Source organism: Flavobacterium sp. SORGH_AS_0622 (genome assembly GCF_030818825.1).
Taxonomy (GTDB): Bacteria; Bacteroidota; Bacteroidia; order Flavobacteriales; family Flavobacteriaceae; genus Flavobacterium.
The window spans coordinates 2,003,923-2,027,282 of the sequence record NZ_JAUTAX010000001.1; the positions used below are offsets into that span (position 1 = coordinate 2,003,923).

Annotated in this window: 22 protein-coding genes; 7 read left to right on the top strand and 15 right to left on the bottom strand. The window is 35.0% G+C overall.

The window, feature by feature from the left end; translation table 11 throughout:
• Positions 1-49: 49 nt before the first annotated feature.
• From QE431_RS08715 to QE431_RS08735, 5 genes are all read right to left on the bottom strand, one after another.
• Complete coding sequence (locus QE431_RS08715; RefSeq protein ID WP_307295034.1) at positions 50-610, bottom strand: Crp/Fnr family transcriptional regulator; 561 nt, start codon at positions 608-610, stop codon at positions 50-52.
• Positions 611-764: 154 nt separating this feature from the next.
• Entirely contained in the window at positions 765-2,261 is a 1,497-nt protein-coding gene (locus QE431_RS08720) for a TolC family protein (RefSeq protein WP_307295036.1), read from the bottom strand.
• Between the two features lie 178 nt (positions 2,262-2,439).
• The gene (locus tag QE431_RS08725; protein ID WP_307295037.1) at positions 2,440-5,562 is read right to left on the bottom strand and encodes an efflux RND transporter permease subunit; all 3,123 of its coding nucleotides are present in this window, start codon (positions 5,560-5,562) and stop codon (positions 2,440-2,442) included.
• Positions 5,563-5,612: 50 nt separating this feature from the next.
• Positions 5,613-6,704, bottom strand: coding sequence for an efflux RND transporter periplasmic adaptor subunit (locus QE431_RS08730; protein WP_057118288.1), 1,092 nt, complete (start codon positions 6,702-6,704; stop codon positions 5,613-5,615).
• A 230-nt stretch (positions 6,705-6,934) separates the two neighbouring features.
• Complete coding sequence (locus QE431_RS08735; protein ID WP_307295039.1) at positions 6,935-7,294, bottom strand: hypothetical protein; 360 nt, start codon at positions 7,292-7,294, stop codon at positions 6,935-6,937.
• Positions 7,295-7,525: 231 nt separating this feature from the next.
• Between QE431_RS08735 and QE431_RS08740 the strand changes: the two genes are divergently transcribed.
• The 3 genes from QE431_RS08740 to QE431_RS08750 all read left to right on the top strand — a co-directional run bounded on the left by QE431_RS08740 (position 7,526) and on the right by QE431_RS08750 (position 9,070).
• Positions 7,526-7,888 carry a nuclear transport factor 2 family protein gene (locus tag QE431_RS08740; protein ID WP_057118286.1) on the top strand — a complete coding sequence of 121 codons (363 nt, stop codon included), beginning with the start codon at positions 7,526-7,528 and terminating at the stop codon, positions 7,886-7,888.
• 14 nt (positions 7,889-7,902) lie between these two features.
• Entirely contained in the window at positions 7,903-8,127 is a 225-nt protein-coding gene (locus QE431_RS08745; RefSeq protein ID WP_307295041.1) for a hypothetical protein, read from the top strand.
• Between the two features lie 433 nt (positions 8,128-8,560).
• A complete protein-coding gene (locus tag QE431_RS08750; protein ID WP_307295043.1) occupies positions 8,561-9,070 on the top strand; it encodes a hypothetical protein in 510 nt (169 codons plus the stop codon).
• A gap of 296 nt (positions 9,071-9,366) precedes the next feature.
• On the opposite strand, the gene pgl is transcribed toward QE431_RS08750, so the two are convergent.
• From pgl to kaiC, 10 genes are all read right to left on the bottom strand, one after another.
• Entirely contained in the window at positions 9,367-10,083 is a 717-nt protein-coding gene (gene pgl, locus QE431_RS08755) for a 6-phosphogluconolactonase (RefSeq protein ID WP_307295045.1), read from the bottom strand.
• Positions 10,067-11,605: a glucose-6-phosphate dehydrogenase gene (gene zwf / locus QE431_RS08760; protein WP_057118277.1), complete on the bottom strand. Its 1,539-nt coding sequence runs from the start codon at positions 11,603-11,605 to the stop codon at positions 10,067-10,069. Before zwf ends, pgl begins: the two co-directional genes overlap by 17 nt.
• A gap of 27 nt (positions 11,606-11,632) precedes the next feature.
• Complete coding sequence (gene gndA / locus QE431_RS08765; protein WP_307295047.1) at positions 11,633-13,042, bottom strand: NADP-dependent phosphogluconate dehydrogenase; 1,410 nt, start codon at positions 13,040-13,042, stop codon at positions 11,633-11,635.
• Positions 13,043-13,325: 283 nt separating this feature from the next.
• Positions 13,326-14,399, bottom strand: coding sequence for a calcium:proton antiporter (locus QE431_RS08770; protein ID WP_307295049.1), 1,074 nt, complete (start codon positions 14,397-14,399; stop codon positions 13,326-13,328).
• Between the two features lie 187 nt (positions 14,400-14,586).
• Positions 14,587-14,922: a helix-turn-helix domain-containing protein gene (locus tag QE431_RS08775; RefSeq protein ID WP_057118275.1), complete on the bottom strand. Its 336-nt coding sequence runs from the start codon at positions 14,920-14,922 to the stop codon at positions 14,587-14,589.
• Between the two features lie 122 nt (positions 14,923-15,044).
• Positions 15,045-15,449, bottom strand: a complete 405-nt coding sequence (locus QE431_RS08780) for a response regulator (protein ID WP_057118274.1) — start codon at positions 15,447-15,449, stop codon at positions 15,045-15,047.
• Position 15,450: 1 nt separating this feature from the next.
• Complete coding sequence (locus QE431_RS08785) at positions 15,451-16,707, bottom strand: ATP-binding protein (protein ID WP_307295052.1); 1,257 nt, start codon at positions 16,705-16,707, stop codon at positions 15,451-15,453.
• 1 nt (position 16,708) lies between these two features.
• On the bottom strand, positions 16,709-17,008 hold the full coding sequence (locus tag QE431_RS08790) for a circadian clock KaiB family protein (RefSeq protein ID WP_057118272.1): 300 nt from the start codon (positions 17,006-17,008) through the stop codon (positions 16,709-16,711).
• Positions 17,009-17,011: 3 nt separating this feature from the next.
• The gene (locus QE431_RS08795) at positions 17,012-17,305 is read right to left on the bottom strand and encodes a circadian clock KaiB family protein (RefSeq protein ID WP_057118271.1); all 294 of its coding nucleotides are present in this window, start codon (positions 17,303-17,305) and stop codon (positions 17,012-17,014) included.
• Between the two features lie 155 nt (positions 17,306-17,460).
• Complete coding sequence (gene kaiC, locus QE431_RS08800; protein ID WP_307295056.1) at positions 17,461-18,984, bottom strand: circadian clock protein KaiC; 1,524 nt, start codon at positions 18,982-18,984, stop codon at positions 17,461-17,463.
• A 327-nt stretch (positions 18,985-19,311) separates the two neighbouring features.
• Between kaiC and QE431_RS08805 the strand changes: the two genes are divergently transcribed.
• The 4 genes from QE431_RS08805 to QE431_RS08820 all read left to right on the top strand — a co-directional run bounded on the left by QE431_RS08805 (position 19,312) and on the right by QE431_RS08820 (position 23,360).
• Positions 19,312-20,055 (top strand): SDR family oxidoreductase, encoded by a 744-nt coding sequence (locus tag QE431_RS08805; RefSeq protein WP_307295058.1) that lies wholly within the window; start codon positions 19,312-19,314, stop codon positions 20,053-20,055.
• Positions 20,056-20,315: 260 nt separating this feature from the next.
• Positions 20,316-21,149, top strand: a complete 834-nt coding sequence (locus tag QE431_RS08810; RefSeq protein ID WP_057118265.1) for a universal stress protein — start codon at positions 20,316-20,318, stop codon at positions 21,147-21,149.
• 34 nt (positions 21,150-21,183) lie between these two features.
• Positions 21,184-22,230 (top strand): beta-ketoacyl-ACP synthase III, encoded by a 1,047-nt coding sequence (locus QE431_RS08815; protein ID WP_134141571.1) that lies wholly within the window; start codon positions 21,184-21,186, stop codon positions 22,228-22,230.
• A 35-nt stretch (positions 22,231-22,265) separates the two neighbouring features.
• On the top strand, positions 22,266-23,360 hold the full coding sequence (locus QE431_RS08820; RefSeq protein WP_057118263.1) for a sensor histidine kinase: 1,095 nt from the start codon (positions 22,266-22,268) through the stop codon (positions 23,358-23,360).

Sequence of the window (23,360 nt, forward strand, 5' to 3'; positions counted from 1 at the left end):
GTTCCTTTATGAAATTCAGAAAAAATTTAACAAATGATAAAAAATAAATTTATTTTAATTCCGCTCTTATTCGGCTTAAACTGACTTGGGTAATGCCGAGATAAGAAGCGATATGTCCCAATTGTACTCTTTGAAGCAGTTCCGGATGATCTTTCATGAGTTCGAGATAACGTTCTGATGCATTTTTGAATTGTCTGGAAATCAAACGTTCTTCGGTTTTGATTAATTCTTTTTCAGCAAATTTTCGTCCCCAGTTCGCAATATGAACATCTTCGTTAAATAGTTTTCTAAGGTTTTCTGTTTTTAATTCGTATAATTCGCAGTCTTCCAGAAGTTCAATCGTTTCATATCCAGGTTGTTCTTCGACATAACTTTTCATTGAAATCACGGTTTCGCCTTCTTTTCCAAACCAAAAAGTAACTTCATTATCCCTTTCAATAAAAGCTCTCACCAATCCTTTTTTTATAAAATAAATATTTGATTCTATTTTATTGGCTCGCAGTAAAATATGACCTTTAGGAAAAGCCATTTCTCGGACATTATTTTCTAAAGCCAGTTTAGAATGCTCGGGAAGTTTATATATATGATCAAGAATATGGGCAATATCCATTGTTGCTTTTTTAGTAATTTAGAATAAAGATAATAGTTGTAACAACGAACAGAAAATTTCCTTCAAAAAAAAAATCCCATCTGCCGAACAAATGGGATATAAAACTGCATTCTTGATGAGCTAAAAAAAGAGCAGTTTTTGACCAATATATAAACTAATTAATTCCTCCGCCTAAAGCTTTGTACAATAGTACTTGAGAATTGGCATTTCGCAATTGAATATCAACAAAATCAAGTTCTGCCTGCAGTTTGTTTTTCTGCGCATTTATGATCTCGAGATAATTGGCATAACCGCTTAAATACAAATCGTTAGAAACGTTTACAGCAATTTCAAGATGATCGATTTCTTTTAATTTGTATTTCAAAACATCTTCAAAAGCTTCATTTCTATGCAATAAAGCGCTCAATTCGTTGAAAGCAGTTGTGATTGTATTTTGATATTGAAGAAACGAAATTTCCTGTCTTCGGTTAGAAACGTAAAATTCCTGTTTAATTTGTCCTTTATTGAAAACAGGAGCTGTTAAACCGCCTAATATCTGCCAGGCAAAAGATCCAGCATCAAAAAATGTATTAAAAGAAAATGAATTGAAACCTGCATAGCCGCCTAAATTTAAGGTTGGGAAAAAGGCAGCACGTGCGGATTTTGCATCGGCGTTGCTGGCTAATAATTCGAAGTAAGCTTCGGCAACGTCTGGTCTTTTATGAATAATAGAATCTACACTTATTTTTTGGTTTAAAACTTCTAAATGTCCGGATAAAAAGTCACTGCTTCGATCGATTTTTCCGCCGTATTCACCCAAAAGCGTCAACAAAGCTTTTTCGGTTTGGTCGATGCTTAATTTCAATTCCGAAGCTTGGGCATGGATGTTATTATTTTGCGCATTAAACTGCTGTACAGCTAATTCCGTAGCTTTTCCAACCGATCTTTGAGCCGAAACTATATCAAGTGCTCTTTCTTGGGTTGTGAGGTTTTTATCGTAAATCGCTGCTTGTTTGTCTAGAGCAATAAGCTTGAAATACAAATCGGCTGCATCGCTTAGAAGGCGGGTCTGCAATAGTCGCATTCCTGCCTGAGAAGCAAAATATCTTTGCTGTGCTGCTTTCTTACGGTTGCTCAGTTTTCCCCAAATATCAGCTTCCCACGAAACTTTTCCGCCTAGAAAAAGGTTAGGAGTAAGGTCTTCATTAATTTTTTGCTTGTCGCTGATATTTTGTGAAAAATTGGTATCAAAATTACCAACTCCATCCATTGTATATTTTCCATAACGCGTTCCAGAAGCATCTGCAACTAAGTCTAAAGAAGGGAGAAGTGCTAATTTTGCCACTTTTAAATGCGAATTGGCAATTAAAATCCTTTCCTGCATAATTAAATAATCTGGATTTTGAGCGATAGCTTTCTTTAGTAACTGCTCTAATTTTGGATCTTTAAAAAAGGTTTCTGTTTTTAATGGAATAAATGGCGTAGCATTATTTATACTGTCTTTTCTCTTCGCGTCAAAATTCTCAGGAAGTTTTGCAGCAGTCAATTTATCGCTCACTTTTGGCGCAGAACATGCCGTTAGAAGTAAAACTCCAGTTATTATAACTGCAATTCTGGTTGTCCTTAAAAACTGCGTATTAGCATTTTTATATTGATTTAATATCTCTTTCATTGTTTAATTTATTTGTTTAAGCTGCAGCGTAATTGATTCAACACATAGAAACATAGATTTTTTTTAGAAAAGGGAACTGAAAGAAACTGGTTTCTAACAAATAGCTATGTGACTTTTAAAAAAGTGAAAAGCCTTTTTACGATTTCTAAATTTTATGAGTCTATGTGTCTTAAAAAAATTATACTTTAGATTTATTCATTGCTTTTTCAAGTTTGGCAAACAAAATGTAAAGTCCCGGAATAATCACAAGACCAAACACAGTTCCAATTAACATACCGCCTGCAGCCGCAGTTCCGATGGAACGGTTACCCACAGCCCCCGCACCAGAAGCAATACACAGCGGAATCAATCCTGAAATAAAAGCAAAAGAAGTCATCAAAATTGGTCTGAAACGAAGTCTGGCACCTTCAATCGCGGCTTCTGTAATATCTCTTCCTATTTTGTTTTGTGCCATTGCAAATTCTACAATTAGAATCGCATTTTTGGCGAGAAGGCCAATCAGCATGACGAGTGCTACCTGCGCGTAAATGTTATTGTCTAATCCAACCATCAAAAGGGCAAGATAAGAACCAAAAACTCCTACGGGAAGACTTAATAATACAGGGAACGGAAGCAGTAAACTTTCGTATTGTGCGGCCAATAATAAGTATACAAATAATATACAAAGCGCAAAAATGTAAATGGTTTGGTTTCCTGATAAAATTTCTTCACGCGTCATACCAGACCATTCCAGTTCAAAACGGCTTGGTAGTTTTTCTGCAGCGATTTTTTCTACGGCAGCTATTGCTTCTCCAGAACTGAAGCCTTCTGCAGGTTCTCCGTTAATCATAGCCGACATGTACATATTATATCGTGTAAGTACTTCTGGACCGTAAACTCTTTCTAATTTGATAAAAGTGGAGAACGGCACCATTTCGCCGGCATCATTTTTTAGGTACATATCCAAAATACTTTCAGGATTTTTTCTAAACTGTGGACTTGCCTGTACCATTACTTTATACATTTGAGAAAAACGGATAAAATTGGTCGCATAAAAAGAACCTAACATCGTCTGCAAGGTTGCCATCGCATTGTCTACTGAAATTCCCTTTTTCGCAGCCTGATCGTAATCAATATGAATTAAATACTGCGGAAAAGTGGCGTCAAAACTGGTAAAAGAGTTTTGTATTTCTGGCGAAGCATTTAATTCTTTAATAAAGTTTTTCGTCACTTCATCCGTATTCGTAATGCTTCCGCCGGATTTATCCAGTAATCGAAGTTCGAAACCACTGGTATTACCAAAACCAGGAACGGTTGGCGGTGCAAATATTTCAATCTGTGCATCAGAAATGCCTTTTGTTTTTTCGCTGAGAAGCGCTATAAAATCATTTACAGAAATATCACGATCGCTCCAGTCTTTTAGGTTGATCATTCCCATTCCGTAAGAAGCTCCGGCAATTTCAGTCACGATGCTGTATCCTGCAAGCGTAGTTACGTTATCGACGCCTTGAATTCCTTTGGCCGCTTTAGTTACTTCATCCAATACTTTTTCAGTACGTTCTACAGTTGCACCCTGCGGTGTGGTAACACTTACGTACACCATTCCCTGATCTTCAGACGGAATAAATCCTGACGGTAAAAATTTGCTTGTTCCCCAAGTAAAAAGACAGAAAAGAACCAATAAACCAACAGTAACCGAAGTTCTGTCAGCAAACTTTACTAATACTTTAATATATTTTGAAGTTACATTATCAAACCAATTATTGAATCTATGGAAAAAACGATCTAATAATGATTTCTTTTCTTTATTCGGATCATGCGCTTTTAGCATAATGGCACAAAGGGCAGGAGTAAGGGTAAGGGCGTTAATTCCAGAAATGACAATACTAATTGCCATTGTCAAAGAGAACTGCCTGTAGAAAACCCCAACCGGACCGCTCAAAAATGCAACTGGAATAAATACAGCGGCCATAACAATTGTAATTGCAATTACAGCACCTGTAATTTCTTTCATGGCTCTTATGGTGGCTTCAAGCGGTGCCATATGTTCTTCGGAAATTTTGACGTGAACGGCCTCGACGACGACAATAGCGTTATCGACTACAATTCCGATGGAAAGTACCAAAGCAAAAAGAGTTAGTAAATTGATCGAGAATCCCATCATCGACATAAAGGTAAACGAACCAATAAGCGCGACAGGTACTGCCAATACGGGAATTAAAGTAGATCTCCAATCTTGCAGAAAAATAAAAACTACAAAGGCTACTAAAAGAAAGGCTTCAATCAAAGTTCTTAAAACTTCATGAATAGAAGCATCAAGAAAACGGGAAACGTCGTACGCAATATTAAATTCCATTCCCGGAGGAAAAGAAGTTCCTTTTAATTCGGTCATTTTTTCTTTTACGCTCGCAATAACTTCAGAAGCGTTAGAACCCGGACGTTGTTTCAACATGATAGATGCCGAAGGTCTTCCATCGGTTTTAGAAACCATTCCGTAACTCATCGAACCAAATTCTATTACAGAAATATCTTTTAATCTTAATATCGTTCCATCAGAGTTGGCTCTTAAAGGGATTTCTTCATATTGTTTTGGCTCAAAAAATTTCCCGCCATATTTAATTACATATTGTAACTGATTATCAAGCTGTCCAGATCCTTCACCCACTTTACCGGGTGCAGCAGAAATATTTTGTTTTTGAAGTGAGCTGATTACTTCATTTGCAGAAATGTTATAAGAAAGCATCTTTTGCGGATCCAGCCAGACACGCATAGAGTATTCTTTTTGCCCCATAATTTCGGCACGTCCGACACCATCAATACGTTTTAATTCCTGCAGGATATTAATATCTGTAAAGTTGAAGATAAACTGCTCATCCTGAGTTTTGTCTGTACTCGTAATGTTCAAGTACATCAGCATACTGTTCACCTCTTTTTCGGTCGTAACACCCGCGCGAATTACCTCTTCGGGAAGTTCGTCCAATATAGTTGTTACACGGTTCTGCACATTTACAGCCGCTAAATCGGGATCGGTTCCAACTTCGAAGAAAACCTGGATTAAGGTTAAACCGTCATTAGAAGTTACGGTCGACATATACGTCATTCCCGGCACACCATTTATGGCTCTTTCGAGCGGAAGGGCGACGGCGTTGGCAGAAACCTCTGCATTTGCTCCTGTATATTTGGCTGTTACAGTTACAGAAGGCGGTACAATATCTGGGAATTGGGTAATGGGAAGCTGGAACAAAGCCAGTAATCCCAAAAGAACTATCATAACCGAGATGATTAATGACAATATTTTTCTTTTGATAAATAACTCTATCATTATATTTTTTTTAGATAAATAATTAAATAACTGTTTTACAAGTCGATAACCTACATTTGTTTGATGTTGATTTTATCGCCGTCTCTCAATGATTGCGTACCTTCCTGTACAATAAGGTCGTCATTTTTTAGACCATCATTTAGGATATAAACATCATCTAGAGTACTTCCAATTGTAACATTGGTCATTTTAACTACTCCATCTTTTTTTACCAGAAATACGTATTGTTTGTCCTGAATTGAAAAAACAGCTTTCTGCGGAATTAAAATTGCATTGGTTTTTGGTTCTGAAATAATCAGTTTACCAGAAGTTCCGTGTTTGATAAATCCCTGCGGATTGTGAAATTTGGCTTTATATTGAATAGAACCCGTTTGTCTGTCGATTTCTCCGTCGGCAGTTCTTAGTTCTCCTTTTTGATCGTAAACCATTCCGTTTGGCAAGACAAGTTTTATATCTCCTTGTGTATTAAGAGTTTTGTCTTCCATCATTTGGAAATATGTATTTTCAGGAATTGAAAAATAAGCGTAAACGTCATCCAGCTGAGAAACGGTAGTCAATAATGAACCATTTTCTACTAAACTTCCTTCTTTAAACGGAATTCTATCTACAGTTCCGTCAAACGGCGCACGGATTGTCGTAAAACTAATCTGCTGGTTGATTGCTTTTCTTTCTGCGGCAGCGTGGGCTAATTTCGCAGAAGCCGCTTCATGTTTTGCTTTTGATAATTCTAATTCTTTGTCTGCAATTACTTTTTTATTGAAAAGAGTTTGTGCTTGTTCTAATTCAACCGTTGCGATTCTTAAATCGGCTTTTGCGCTTTTGAAAACAGCTTCGGCTTTCAGCAGCTGAATTTGAAGTTCGACATCGCTTATTTTAAATAAGATTTGTCCTTTTTTAACTTTTTGTCCTTCGCTTACATAAACTTTGTCGAGTAAACCAGGAATTCTAACGTGGATTTCTACATTGTTTTTAGCATGTACATCGGCAACAAATTTGCTCGAAACAATGGTGTCTTTTAAGGTGACTTTGTATACAGGAAGTGTTTTAATGTTTTCGGAATTCTTTTTTGCTTTGTCACCACACGAGACTAAAACGAACAATGATAAAGTGAACAAAAGGAATGGATTTTTATAAATATTCATGATTAGGTTTTAAAAATTAAATAAAAATATAGGCTCCCCAATGCAAGAAAAGGGAGTTTGAAATCTATGTAAATATTGAAATTAGAGATGTTTTCGGATTACTTCCTTTTTGGATAGAAGCACCGTTCTTAGAAAAAATGTTTTTATAACAATGATACTCATACGCCATATAGGCACATGAAAGTCGTTTTAGAAACATCTAAAATATAAAAACAACCAAATTTGGAGTCCTAGAATAACTGATACAAATGAAGATAAGTATGCCTTTGAATTTGGTATATTGAAGCTATACCATAAATTAAGCTCTTTTTGTAAAGCTTGAAGTTTATTAGATTACTAAAATAAGGAGCTTTGATTGTACTTTGTTCTAAAGTAGTAGCTCTGGATTTTATTTTCTTTTTGAGTTTATAATGAACTTCTAAATTTTTATAAGAAGAATAATCCGAAGAATTAAAGAGTGTATCATCTGCGGTAACACTGTCATGAGTGATACAGCTGCTAAAATGTACAGGCTGCTGATACGTTTCGGTGCCTCTAAAGAAAGAAAGTAGCGAAAGTAAAACGATATATATGAACTTAATAGGTTTCATTTACAGCACAGCAGGATTATATTTGTTACTCAAAAACAAGGCTTATAGTTGTTGAAAGTGCGCCAAATATAGCAATTTGAAAAGTAAGGTTTCTTAAAATTTTTCTAAAAACCGTTAGATTTAAAAATTTGATAATAATTGAAGTTGATTTTTAGGGTTTTAAATTTTTGTTGGTATTTATTTTAATAAGTTAGAATTGCTATATTAGTTGACCACTTTAAAACGTATAAAATGTCAAATCAATTCCAAGACGTAATCAGAAAAGCGTATAATGCTTTTAACGAAAGAAATATAGACAAATGCTTATCAACAATGCAAGAAAATGTACAATGGTCAAAGGCTTGGGAAGGCGGCTATATTAGTGGACACGACGAAATTAGACAATATTGGACAAGACAATGGGCAGAAATTAATCCGAAAGTAGATCCAGTTGGTTTTGCTGAAAGGGAAAATGACAGTTTAGAAGTTTTAGTACAGCAAAATGTAAAAGACCTGCAAGGTAATTTGATTTTTGACGGTCTAGTTAAGCATGTTTATACTTTTGAAGATGGGTTGATTAAGACAATGGATATTGAGTTGGTTCAAGAAGATTAGTATAAATGAGTTTAATGACGCAAATAATTTTAATACTGCTAGCAATGATAGTCATTGGTGCTGCTATATATATCGCTAGATATAAAGGTAAAGGCAAGCCAAAGGTGGGAATTAAAAGAGATAATAATTCAGAATATTTTAAAGATTATATTAATTTGAAGTTGTATTGGACCTCTCTGGGTTTTATTTTTCTGGGTGTAGCACTTTTAATTGTAATATTAATATTGGAATTTGTTTAATCATTGTACATTAAAATTGGAATTATATTAATGAAAAGATGAAAAAATAAAAAAAATAAGTAACAACGAGTGAACACATAATTGATTTATATATATTATAGACTAGCAAAAAAGATATTATTTTACTAAGTTAGAATTACTATATTATTTGACCACTTTAAAACGTATAAAATGTCAAATCAATCCAAGACGTAATTAGAAAAGGCGTATAGATTAGACTGCTAAAAAGAGAATTTTGACTATCTGAATGGTGATCCAAGTTTACCGTTAGGAGCTGAAAGATACATAGAGAGAGCTGCATATGAATTCGAATGGAGATTTAGGAAATCATAGTTCATATGTATCAGAAGGAATTGATAAATATAAATATAAATAACATAAATGCAGCATGTGCAAATACAGCAATTTTAAACACTAGATAACAAATTAAAAAATGAAGCTAAAAATGACTTTTTGGAATCAAATTCAAGCACTATTTGATTTAATATTGATATCATGTTTATATTTTGGATTTTGGATTTTTAACATAGAAATTTTAAATCTTAAATTTGTGATTTATATAGCACTACCTTTTATTGTAATTTTTGTTGTACCTGTACTTTTTATTCACCTAAATTATTATTTATTAAGTGCGCACATAGTTTATGAAATTAATCAGGAAGATCTTATGATAATTGAAAAAAATAAGAATATAAAATACAATATTAAAGATGTCATTAGAGTTACCATTTACATGACTCCAAACAAATTAAAAGATAGTGCTGTGAGAAGTTTTCCTTTTGAAAGTTATTACTATGTTGAATTACAATTAATAAATAATAAGAAACTTATAATAACTTGCTTGCATTCCCGCAAAATTGATAAGATTATAGAAAATTATTTTAAAAAAATTGAAATTGTAAAAATTAAAAGCATTTTTCCACTTATCAAAAAAGATGATTGAAAACTCATCACTCAGAAATACTCAATATTAGTAAGGAAATTTTTTCCCTGCCAACAAAGGGAATGTATAAATTATATAAAAGTAAAACCTCGCAAAACGCGAGGTTTTTTATTACACCAACTTATTTTTTTTCTAGTTTATTCTTGATCTCTTTGAGGACTATTTGAGTTGTTAAGAAGGCACCAGAATTCACTGTGATGAGTAAGATGCTTATATGCAAAATCTGCGTTTAAAAAAATCAAAAAAAGGTTTACACTTTTCAGCATAAACCTTCTAAATATTGTAGAAACAATTTCTTAGTTTGTTCCAGCAGCAACTTTATCCACCAAAAACAATAACTCACCAGAAACAGGTTTAATCAACTGCATTGGATATAAAGTCGGATTGTATTCTCCAGTTGTAACTTCTTTTAAAGCGTGTGTTTTTTTCTCTCCAAAAGCCACTACAACAATTTTTTCTGCTTTGTTGATTAACGGAGCAGTAAGCGTAATACGGTGCATTTTTTGAGGGGCTAAATAATAAGCGTCAACCCATTTAGTTTGTTCTTCTAAAACTGCTTCGCCTGGAAAAAGAGAGGCAGTGTGTCCGTCATCTCCCATACCTAATAGAATAAGGTCAAATTTTCCTTCTTCGCCTAAAACCTTTTTGATAGTCTGCTCGTATGTTGCAGCATACTCTTCTGGCGTAACGCCGTCTTTGTACATTTCAAAAATGTTTTCCTGCGGAATAGGAACGTGGCTTAATAATGTCGAGTAAGACATTTTAGCATTGCTAAGATCGTCGTTTAAAGGCACCCAGCGTTCGTCGCCCCAAAAAATATAAACTTTGCTCCAGTCTATTTTGTTTTTGTACGTATCAGAAGCTAATAATTTATAGATTCCTGCAGGAGAAGAACCTCCCGTAAGAACTGCTGCAAATTTACCTTTTGCAGCAATTGCTTTTTGTGCCGATTCTACAAAAAGATCAGTCGCTGCAATATTAATTTCTTCTGTATTATTAAATATCTGTATCATTTAAAACTTCTTCTTCTTTTTTAACGTTTTGTGTGTTCGGAATCCATTTGTGTCCTTGACGTGCCAGTAGTTCGTCGGCTTCCTCTGGTCCCCAGCTTCCTGCTTTGTAATTTGGGAAATTGGTTGGCGCAGTTGTTTTCCATACTTGCTGGATTGTATCAATAGCATCCCAAGCTTCTTCTACCTGATCCCAACGCATAAATAGGGTAGGATCTCCTGCTAAAGCATCTGCTAGCAACGTTTCATAAGCTTCTGGTGACATTGTAGAGCAGGCGAAATAATCAAAAACCATTTCGGCAGGTCTTAAAGCCAGAGATAAACCTGGTTTTTTGGTCATAAACTGCAATTTAATATCCATTGCCGGCTGAATGTTGATAATCAGTCGGTTTGGTGTCATGCCTTCTTTTCCATAAGAAAATGCAGAATGTGGCACTGGTTTAAACTGGATAATAATAGAGGATTGTTTTTCTTCCATTCTTTTTCCAGAACGCAAGTAAAACGGAATTCCCTGCCATCTCCAGTTGTCCAGATAAATTTTCATTGCTACGTAAGTTTCTGTATTAGAATCTGGTGCAATTCCTTTATCCTGACGATATCCCGGAACTGGTTTTCCGTTGATAGTTCCAGCATCGTACTGACCTCTAACAATATAGTGGTCAACTTCTTCTGGTTTAATACGACGAATCGATTTTAAAACATCTGCTTTACGATTACGAATATCATCTGCTGCTAGTGATGCAGGCGCTTCCATTGCAGTCATACATAAAATTTGAAGCAAATGGTTCTGAATCATATCTTTTAAAGCACCAACTCCTTCGTAAAATCCGCCGCGTTCTTCAACACCGACTTCTTCTGCTACGGTAATCTGAACAAAATCGATAAAATTACGGCTCCATAAAGGTTCGAACATTGAATTTCCAAAACGGAAAGCCAAGATATTCTGTACGGTTTCTTTCCCTAAATAATGGTCGATTCTATAAATCTGTTCTTCTTTGAAAGTCTGCGAAAGCATTTCATTCAATTCGATTGCAGAAGCTTTATCGTAACCAAAAGGTTTTTCTATAATAATACGATCCTGCTTTGAATTTGCTGCAAGGCCTATTTTCTTAATATTACTAGAAATGGTAGAGATAAAAGAAGGAGTAATCGACAAATAAAACAAACGATTGGCACGTTCACCAAAAGCAAGGTCAAAATTGTTGATTTTCTCGTTCAATCCGATATACGATTCTTCTTTGTCAATATCAAGACTGTGGTAAGTGATATGAGAAAGAAATTTTTCAGTTTCTGGATCAGAAATTCCTTTTTTTCTTGAAAAAGCATTTAGGTTTTCTAAGACATAACTGCGAAAATCTTCATTGGATTTTTCTGCTCTTCCAAGGGCAATAATCTGAAACTTCTCAGACAAACGTCCGTCAAGGTACAGATTTTGAAAAGCAGGGAAGAGCTTTCTCTTTGCCAAGTCTCCGGTTCCTCCAAAAATAACAATGATTGTTGGATTTTTTAGTTTATTTTTAGTCATTGTGTGTAGTTGTGTTGCTTTAATTTCTTATTCAGACCATTGTGTGTGGAATACACCTTCTTTGTCAATACGTTCGTACGTATGAGCTCCGAAATAATCACGCTGTGCCTGAATCAGGTTTGTTGGAAGATTTGCAGATCTGTAAGCATCAAAATAAGCTAACGAATTCATAAGTCCTGCCACAGGCAATCCTTTTTGAACAGCAAACTGAATAACAGTTCTCATTCCGGCTTGGTTATCATTTAATTTAGAAGCAATTCCTGAATCTAAAAGTAAGTTTGGTAAATCTGCTTTTGTGACATACGCTTTTCTAAAATCTTCCAAGATATTAGCACGAATGATACAGCCGCCACGCCATATTTTGGCAACAGTTTCTAAATTTAATCCGTAGTTATATTCTTTAGAAGCTGTATAAAGCTGCGCTAATCCCTGTGCATAAGTTACAACAATAGAAAGGTATAAAGCCGATTTTAAAGCTTCGATTGCTTCGTTTGTGTTTACTTCAGATGCTTCGCCGTTCCAAACTAGTTTTTTAGAAGCTTCAATTCTTTCTGGTTTTGTTTTAGACATATCGCGCATAACAACTGCAGCATCGATAGTTGGAACTGGAACTTGTAAATCCATTGCGTTTTGCGAAGTCCATTTTCCTGTTCCTTTCGATTTAGCCCAATCTGAAATTTTATTGATCAAAAGACTTCCATCCTCATCTTTTTCTTTTAAGATGCTTGCTGTAATTTCAATCAAATATGATTTAAGATCATGAGTCTGGTTCCATTCTTCAAAAGTTGTCTGGATAGTGGTATCATCTAGATTATAACCTCTTTTCATCAGGTCATAAATCTCAGAGATCAACTGCATGATTCCGTACTCAATTCCGTTGTGAACCATTTTTACGTAGTTTCCAGCAGAACCGTTTCCAAGATATTCTACGCAAGGTTCTCCGTCGACTTTTGCAGCAATTGCTTCAAAAATAGGGCGAAGTCTTTCATAGGCTTTTTGATCTCCTCCAGGCATCATAGCAGGACCGAATCTCGCGCCTTTTTCTCCACCTGAAATTCCCATTCCGAAGAAATGAATACCTTTTTCAGATAATTCTAAAAATCTTCTGTCTGTATCGGTAAAATAAGTGTTTCCACCATCAATTATAATATCTCCTTTATCTAAGTGAGGCAGTAAGCTTGCAATAGCACTGTCAACTGGTTTTCCAGCTGGGACCAATAGCATAATCGCTCGTGGCTGCTGAATAAGTTCTACAAAATGTTTAACATCTGTCGTAGCTTCAATAGTATGGTCGGCATCGGCTTCTTGTTGAAGAGAATTGACTTTCTCGGTGTCTAAGTCTAAACCTGCAGCCGCAAAGTTGTGGCTTGCGATATTTAAAAGTAGGTTACGACCCATTACGCCAAGTCCTACAATTCCAAAATCAAATTTGTTCATAGTTTTCAATTAACTAAATTATTAGAAGGATGTTTTTACAGCAAAAAGTAAGAGAAAGTATGGTAATTCTTTTTCATTCAATGCTTTGCAGAAAAACAAGTTTGTTTTAATCTTACATTTCAAAATGTAGAGCGCTAAGTTAGAGAAAAATGCTGAAAAGTAAGGAGTAAAATAGTTCACTTTTAGTCTTTATTGTGATACTTTTTATGTGTGAAAATTACGCTTATTTTGATTTTGAAAAAGTATTTAAAGTTTATTTTTATGTTTCTATGTGTTTAAGCATTTAAGGATAAATCATAAGAAACATAAACGCAAATAGATTCACTAGAAGCACAACTCCATAAACAATGTTGGATTTTCCTTTGCTTAAAGACAGCATTACGGTGAAAACCGATAGAGCCAAAAGTACAATAGATTTAATATCAAGCCCTAAAACAATTGGCATATTCATGGCAATACAAACTGCTGCGACACTTGGAATAGTTAATCCTATACTTGCCAAGGCAGAACCTAAAGCTAGATTTAAACTCGTTTGAAGTCTATTTTTTCTTGCTGCAATTATGGCTGCGATTGCTTCGGGTAACAAAATAATTATCGCAATGATTACCCCAACTAAAGATTTGGGAAGATTATAACCGATAATAATAGTTTCGATAGTTGGCGATAGGGTTTTGGCTAGTAATACCACGATTCCTAAACTAACCAAAAGAAAAACCATGCTCGTGTAAAATGTTTTATTATTGATTTCAATTGGGTGCGTTTTAGCTTCATCGTCACCTCCGTTCGTTAGAAAATACTGTCGGTAGCCTTTGGTTTGTGCGAACAAAAAAGAACCGTAAATAACCAGACACGCAATCGACGCAAAGATAAGCTGCGGTTTTGAGTAATAAGAACCGTGAACGCTTTCTGTAAAAGTGGGAAATACTAAAGTAAATACGATTATAGAAATCAGCGAAACTAAACCAATAGTTACAGAAGAAGTTGAGAAATTCTGTTCGTAATGTTTGATGCTTCCAATAAGAAGGCACAATCCTATAATACCGTTTAAAATAAGCATTGTTGCGGCATAAACCGTGTCTCTGGCTAAAGAGGCAGCTTCTGATCCTTCAGAAATCATTAATGACACGATAATTGAAACTTCAATAACAGTTATTGATATTGCCAAAATAATCGTTCCGTAAGGTTCTCCAACGCGTTCTGCTATGATCTCAGAATGATGTACGGCAGACATAACGCTAAGAATAAGCAAAATACTGGCAATAATTTGAAAGATACTGCTGTTGTCTACAAGTCCGCTAAAAAAAAGAACCCACGATAAAATTGGAATAATGATGGTCCACTGTAATAATTGTTTCATTTTGTGTTTTTTAAAATTATAGCAATATGCGCCGATAGGGCCAACAGAATCGGCTTTTTATTTATGTAATATAGGGCTTTTATAGCTGTAATTCATTAAAAAACTACATTTTTAAGTACTTTTTAAGTTCATTTGGATGTTTTTTGATTCAAAAAGGTCAATTTACGATAAAGGACTAAAGGTATTTTTAGGATTTTCTAATGATTTCTTCTCGATGCGATTTTCCCCATTTTATCATTTCTTCGATAACAGGACCAAATGATTTACAATAGGGTGTTGATTCGTATTTAACCTGAATTTCGGCATCGCGGTCTTCTGTTCTTTTAATCAGCATGTTGAGTTCCATTTCTTTGAGCTCTCTCGAAAGCATGCGTGTAGTAATTCCTGGAATACTGCGTTCGATTTCTCTAAAACGATGATTTCCGTTACAGATTGAATTGATAATTGGCAGCCGCCATTTACCGCCCAAAACGTGTAATGTATCTTGAAGTGCTTGTACTTCTTCTTTTTGATTTCTTTCCATACTAAGTTCCATTAAATTAGGAAAAATAATTGGTTACAAAGTTATACCATTTTACGGTTTAAATTTGTTCTCTAATCCTAAAATAATGGAAAAGAAAAGCTTTCTTCAGGATAAAAATGAAATTAAGCTTCAATAATACTTAAAATAGTTTTTGGGATTTCCGCGAAAGCTTCAAAAGAATACGGCTTAATAAGATAGGCTTTTACGCCCAGATCATCGCATTTTTCCTTGTATGAAGGATTTATACTTGTCGAATAAACGAAACACGGAATGTTTTTCAATTCATTGGTATTCAGAATTTCCTGTAAAGCTTCAATTCCGTCAATAATAGGCATATTGATATCGGTAAGAATAACGTCAGGACTTTCGTTTGAAGTATTTTTTAAGTAATTCAGCAGTTCTTCGCCATTAGCCACAAGGCTTACTTTGCTGAAATGTGGATTTTTTGTAAAAGTTTCTGTGATAACATCAGCATCATCAATGTCATCTTCGGCGATTATGATATGTAAATTATTTTTTTCTGGCATTTTATAAGATTGGGAAGTAAAGATTAAATGTTGTGCCTTCGTTCAATTTACTTTCTACGGTAATATTTCCAGAGTGGTTTTCCATAATCTTTTTACAGATGGCAAGACCGATACCGTTTCCTGAATATTCATTTCGGGCATGCAGACGCTGAAAAATGATAAAAATTTTCAGCAAATGACTTTTTTCCATTCCAATGCCGTTATCTTTTACCTGAACTTTTACAAATTTACTATTTTGATTTGGTATTTCAGAATTTAAATTTTCTTCCTGAAAAATTTCTATTATTGGTGGAGTGTTGGCTTTGCCGTACTTAATGGCGTTTGAGATCAGATTAGAAAAAAGCTGTCTCATTTGAACTCTGGAAGCTTTAATGATTGGTAATTTTCCAATTTTAATTTTCGCATTTTTATCAGAAATTATAATTTCAAAATCTTCAATTACTTCAGAAATTACAGATTTCAGGTTTATTTCTGTGCGTTCTTCCTGCGCGGTATGTGAGGAATACGAAACTAAATCGTCCACCAGCGAATTCAATCGAAGGGCAGATAATTTCATAACATTTATCGCTTTCGTGTCTGCTTCTTTAAAATAACTTCCGTCGATTCTGCCGGTATTCATCACAATTTTTCGAAGCGGTTCCTTAAGGTCATGTGAGATTACGTGAATAAATTCCTCCAGATTACGGTTTGTTTTATTCAATTCGTGTATTTTTTCTTCTAATTCCTTCTGATGCCGAATTAAAGCTTCTTCGTGTTTCTTCTTCTCGGTTAAATCTGTAATCACGATTCCAATAGCTTCCACAGCAGGCTCAAGATCTGTTAAAGCGATATATGCAGGGAAAGTCTTCTCAACATTATCTGATTTTAAAAGAATCTCATGCGTGGTAATGCCATAACGAAGCGCTTCAATTAACTGAGTAAACTGTTCTTGATTAGCAAAATATTCATTAAGATAATTTCCAATTATTTTCTCAGACGGTATTCCGACCAATTTAGAAAAATACTCATTGCAGTAGAGTATAAGTCCGTTTCTTGAAATGCTCAGTGCGCCCTGTCCAAATTTTTCAATAAGAAGACGATAGGTATAATCTGCAGTTTCGAGAGAGTAAAGTTCAGGAACTCCATTGCTGCTTACTACCAGCGCATCGACATCTCCCTGCTTTATAGCATTAATGATGCTGGTTGACTCATAAAGTTCTTCCTTTAGCGACTCAATTTCTGCTAATAATGCGTTTATATTTTTTTTGTTGTCTTCCAAATTATTCGCTTATATTAAGTATGTACAATACTTTTTCTTTATCTGATAAATCCCCTAAAATAATCCTTTTAGGTTCTGGATGCGTTTTTATCAATGTAGGAATAGCTACAATTTGATGAATCACGGCTTGCTCTTTATCACGGCTGATATCTATTATTTCTAATTCATAATTATCTGTGAGGTATGTATCGCAGATTTTGCGCAAATTTTCGATTGCATGTCCTGATTTAACAGACATACCTGAAACAAAAAGTATGAATTTATGTTTGGTTGTACTAGTGCCATCAGATGAATCTTCCATAATTTAAGCAGTTATAGGTTTGATATTAAGTCCTACAAGCACTCTTTCTTCATTAGAAAGATCTCCAATAATTTTACGTATTGGTTCAGGAAATTTTCTCACCAAAGTAGGTACAGCCAAAATTTGATCGCCTTCTGCCAATTGCGGATTCTTCAGCAAATCGATAATCTCGATGCTGTACTTTCCTTTAAGGTGTTCTTCGGCATACTTTTTTATATTTTCAAGTGCTTTGATCGATTTTGGCGTTTGCCCTGCTATGTAAAGCAATAATTGCCATTCGGCTACTTCTTTTTTCATCTTATTTGTTTTTGTTAGAAGATAATTTAGCCTGTAATTCTTCTGTTGCTTTCAGGATGCTTAATTCTTCTTCTGCCGATTCAAATTCGTTTCTTAAAGCTTCAATATTAGCTTCAAGGACTTTGCGTTTACGTTCAATTTCCCTGTCTTTTCGGCTAATTTCGTTTTGAAGTTTTAATATCAGAAATAGTTTTCTTGAATTGATGTGATTTTCTCGCAGCACCAGTCAGAATTCCCTGTGGTCCTAATTCTACATCCAATAATTCTATTCCGTTGCCGGTTATAACAAATTCTCTAACCTGATTAGAATGCCCCATTCCTCTGGCTTTAATAATAAAGATACCGCGGTTTCTTTCGCCTACACCTTCCATATCACGAACTGTGATCCAAGTATCTACCAATGACGAAACAGATTCTTCTGCCAGATCAGGTCTAAAATTATCCGTCTGTTTGTTCAAAGATGTAAACAATGCCGTAATATTATTTGCTTTAAGCATATCAATAAGTCTTACGAGCATAGATCTCACTTCTTGTTCACTTCCGACCGTAATTAAATTACTAATTGGATCTATAATAATAGTTGTTGGCTGAAAATCTTTTATCAATTTTCGCAGCGTAAGCAAATGCAGTTCAAGACCATTTAATGATGGACGTGACGAATGAATTTGCAAAATGCCTTTCTTGATATGTTTGTCCAGATCAATCCCAATTGACTTCATGTTGCGAACCAATTGCTGGGGCGATTCTTCGAACGCAAAGTAAATGGTTTTTTCGTTCTTTTGGCACTGTTCATTGGCAAAATAACAAGCCACTGTAGTTTTTGCCGTTCCAGCCGTTCCAGAAACTAATATGTTGCTGCCACGGTAGAATCCGCCGCCATTAAACATTTCGTTCAATCCAGGAACGCCCGTCGGAATTACATCTGATGAAACTTCGTTGTCCAATTTTAATGATGTAATAGGAAGAACCGAAATTCCATCCTCATCAATTAAAAACGGATATTCGTTTGTTCCATGCGTTGAACCTCTATATTTTACAATTCGAAGTCTTCTGGTCGAAACCTGCTCAATTACACGATGATCGAGAACAATTACACAGTCCGAAACGTATTCTTCCAAACCTTGGCGGGTTAACGTTGCTTCACCGCGTTCTCCTGTAATAACTGCTGTTACACCTTTCGTTTTGAGCCAATGGAATAATCTTCGCAATTCGGCCCTAAGAATCGCCTGATTATCAAGACCTGCAAATAGAGATTCGATCGTATCCAAAACAACACGTGTTGCTTTTATAGAATCGATGGCATGACCTAATCGAATAAAAAGGCCATCGAGATCGTATTCACCTGCTTCTTCAATCTCCGATCTTTCGACACGAACATGATCTACTACAAGTTTCTTATTTTTTTTAAGCTGCTCTAAATCAAAGCCAAGCGATTTAACGTTTAAAGTAAGGTCATCCGAAGGTTCTTCAAAAGACATGAAAACTCCAGGTTCATTGTAATCTGTAATTCCTTTAATAAGAAATTGCATAGACAACAATGTTTTTCCGCATCCGGCACCACCGCAAATTAAAGTTGGACGTCCTTTAGGAAAGCCGCCACCTGTAATCTCGTCTAATCCGTCGACTCCAGTTGGAGTTTTTGGAAATATAAAACTATGTGATTTTGTTTTTTCTTGCACGATAATATAATTCTGTGTTATCTCAAATATACGTTTTCTTCGAAGATTTTCAATTAATTCTTGTTAACTTTTAACAGCTGTTTAATGAAGTTTTAGAAATAAATTAAGATAAATGAATGAAATATCTAAATAAATCGGATTTTTTTAACCTAAAAACGGCATTATAGTTAGTAGATATTTAACACTAAATTCTCCGTTTTGAATAAAATTGATTTTTTGCTGCTGTTTTACTGTTAAAATCCATATCTGGTATACTCTATGATACTGGTTACAAAGTTATACCAATTTGAATTTATCTTTGCTTTATTAATTTTAAAGGACATACAAATGAACAATTTAGAGAATAAAATTGTAGTAATAACGGGCGGAAACAGCGGAATAGGTTATGCTACAGCCAAACAATTAAAAGAGCACGGTGCACAGGTTATTATTACAGGAAGAAGAAAGGAAGCGATAGAAAAAGCAGCTTCAGAATTACATGTTACTGCCATTACAGCAGATCAATCAAATATTTCGGATATCGAAAACCTGGCCGCTCAGGTAAAAGCTAATTTTGGTTTGTTAGATATTTTATTTATCAATGCTGGAATTGCAGGTTTAGGAACAATCGAACAAACTACAGAAGAACTATTTGACAATATTATGAATATCAATCTTAAAGGAGCTTATTTCACGCTCAGCAAATTTATTCCGATTCTGAAAGACGGCGCTTCAGTAGTTTTACTTTCTTCGAATACAGCGAGTATGCCGGGGCCGGGATCTTCCGTTTATTCAGCAAGTAAAACGGCTTTGAATTCAGTAATGAAATCGGCGGCATTAGAATTAGCGCCAAGAAAAATCAGAGTCAATTCAGTAAGTCCAGGACCAACCCAAACCGAAGTCATGAACAAAGTAGGTCTAGACGAAGCCACCGTTAAAGATATTATGGATGTCGTAATAGAAAAAGTCCCGCTCAAACAAATGGGAAGGGCAGAAGATGTCGCTAAAATGGTTTCTTATTTGAGTAGTGATGCTGCGGTTTTTATTACTGGTGCTGATTTTATTATGGATGGTGGAATGAGTTTGGGATAATTTTTTAGTTTTTAATGAATGAAAAAAGAGCTTGCTGATGCGGGCTCTTTTATAGAACCAATATTCTTTTTCTTGCTTGATTAGAAAGTAAAAAACAAAACCCCCAACCCCAATAATATACGCTTATAACATTTGAAACCCATATTTTCAGAAACGAAAATTTACGGTTGGGTATTGAAAAATGATTCTTCGGTGAGTAAAAAAAATAGTGAAGCGTTTAATTGGGCAATTTTGCAGAACAAATACTTTAATCCAATTTTATGATTCCACCACTTACTATAATAGCTGCTACCAACTTTTCGGCTATAGCAAATAATGCGGTTAATTATGCTGCGGGACTTGCAAAAGCTACTGGGGCAAAATTAGTTCTATTTAATTCGTTTTCCTTGAGCGTGCACAGCGCTAATTCGCACATAACTGCAGACGCCATGCAGAAACAAATCGAGAAAGCTACTTCGAGACTTGAAACTTTAGGGAAAGAAATTGCCGATCTGTTTAAAATCGAGGTGAATTCGATCTGTAATTTCTCCTTTTTAGAAGACGAACTTCCATCTATAATTTCTCAAACTGAAGCCAGTTTAGTAGTAATGGGAATGGCAGAACGTTCTTTTGAGCAGGAATTGCTAGGAAATACCACAACATCAATCATTAAGAATTTAAATATTCCAGTTTTAGCAGTTCCAGAAAAAGCTCGCTTTGAAAATGTACAAAGAGTACTTTACGCGTGCGATGCTTTAGGTTTTTCGGCTATTAAAAAGTTCAGTTGGATGAAAAGAGTAATCGGAAATCTTGGGGCTGAAATTGAATTTTTCAGTGTTGATGAGAAATTGGATGCCCTAAAAGAAGAACAGAATAGAATTTTATTAAACTCAACGCTCGAAAAAGAGTTTGAAGAAGTGAAATATCTCTATAAAACAGTCCGCTCAAATGCTGTGATTAATGAGATAAAGAAAGAAATTAAAAGTTATGAAGCTGATATTTTAGTTATGGTACCCCAAAAATATGGTTTTTGGGATTCTCTGGTTCATAAAAGTAAAACCAGAATAATGGCAGCAGGATTAGACATCCCATTATTATCGTTTCCGAATTATTAGTGTTATTTTTGTACCCGTTAAAAATTCCAAACAAATGAATGCAGTTATAACAGCTATAGGTGGTTTTGTACCATCATCAATCCTAACCAATAAAAAAATTTCAGAAACCGTTGATACATCAGAAGAATGGATCGAAAAACGAACTGGAATAAAAGAACGTAGAATTGCAGATTGTAACACAGCAACCTCAGACCTTGCCAGTGCTGCAATTGAGAACCTTTTAGAAAATTATAATGTAGACCGTCTAGAGGTTGAAGCTTTGCTTGTGGCAACAGCAACTCCCGACCATATTTTGGCACCAACTGCTAGTATTGTATGTGAAAAAAGCGGTCTTGCAAATGCTTTCGGATTTGACATGAATGCGGCTTGCAGCGGTTTTTTATATGCGCTGGAAATGGGAGCAAATATGATCGAAAGCGGACGTTATTCTAAAATAATTGTCGTTGGAGCAGATAAAATGAGCTCGATCGTAGATTATGAAGACAGAAATACGTGTATTCTCTTTGGTGATGGAGCAGGAGCAGTTTTGTTAGAAAAAACAGAATCGGATAACGGATTAATGAAAACTATTTTGAAGACAGACGGAAGCGGAACGTCTTCATTATTGGTGCCTTCAGGAGGATCTAGAAATCCAACTTCAATGCAGAGCCTTTTGCACAGAACCAATTATTTAAAACAAGAAGGTGCTTTTGTTTTTAAGAAAGCAGTTGCTTCTATGAGTCAGGTTTCGCAAGATGCTTTGGCTAAAAATGAATTACACGCAGCACAAATTGACTGGGTAATTCCGCATCAGGCTAACTTAAGAATCATAAATGCAGTAAGCGAAAACCTAAATATCGATTCTGAAAAAGTAAAAGTGAATATTCACCGTTACGGAAACACAACATCTGCAACAGTTCCATTGTGTTTATGGGATTTTAAAGAAGACTTTAAACCAGGTCAGAACTTATTGATTACTACATTTGGCGCAGGATTTTCGTGGGGAGCAACTTGTTTAAAATGGGGTGTTATGCGCGAAAAGAAAGCGGTTAAAACTATTAAGACAGTAACTGTAAACGAGAATGTTTTAGTGGAGCATTAATGCAATAACAGCATCTGCTCGAAAAGTTATATTTAATGGGAAGACAAAAACAAAATAAAAAATCAGGAAAGAATTTTTTCTATAAATACTACAGAATTATAGTAATTCCAGCTGTTTTTTTAGTGTATTTGTCTTCCTATTACTTTTTAAATCCTTATAGAAATTTTGAAGATCAAGGTTTGCTGGACTTAGATCAGACTTTCGATATTTTCATTATTCTGCTGTATTGCGCGATACTTACCGAGCTTACGCTTTTTGTCGGCAGAAGATTAAATTATTATATACGCTGGGACCAAAACCCTGCTTTTAGGGCAATAGCACAATTTATATGTCTAATTGCCGGGAATATTCTTTTAAATTATCTTTTTTTCTGCCTGTGGGATTATCTATATCCCCGTATAGATTTTGAAGAAAATGAATTGGTTATCATTTGGCAGTCAAAAATTATGGCAGCTATTATTTCTCTTTTTATAAGTGCCATTCATACTGGAATATTTTTACTGAACAGATGGCGTTTAAACTCTGAAGAAACAGCCGAATTAAAAATTAAAGCATCGGAGCTGCAGGAAGCGGTTACGAGATCTGAACTCGAATCTTTAAAATTGCAGTTAGATCCGCATTTTATCTTCAATAATTTCAGTACGCTGACGGAGTTAATTTATGAAAATCAAGACGAAGCCGCCTCTTTTTTAGAAAATATTACAAGGGTTTATCGTTACATGATTTCTAACTTGAATAAAGATACCATAAGTGTAAAAGAAGAAATAGAGTTTTTAAACGCCTATTTTTATCTTTTGAAGAAAAGACTTGGAGAAAAAATCGATTTAAAAATACAGGTTGATCAATCTTGTATGGGACTTCATTTACCACCTTTGACTTTGCAATTACTGGTTGAAAATGCTGTAAAACATAATATGGCGACTTTAGCTTGTCCGCTTACAATTTTGGTATATTCCGATTTGAAAGATATTATAGTTCGAAATAACTTGCAGCGAACTGCTGGAAAAAGCCTGACTTCTACCAAAATTGGAAATAAAAACATAGAATTTCGGTATAAAATATTATTTGACCGAATGCCAGATTTTTGCGAGTCTAACGGAAATTATTATGCACGTCTGCCATTAATTTAG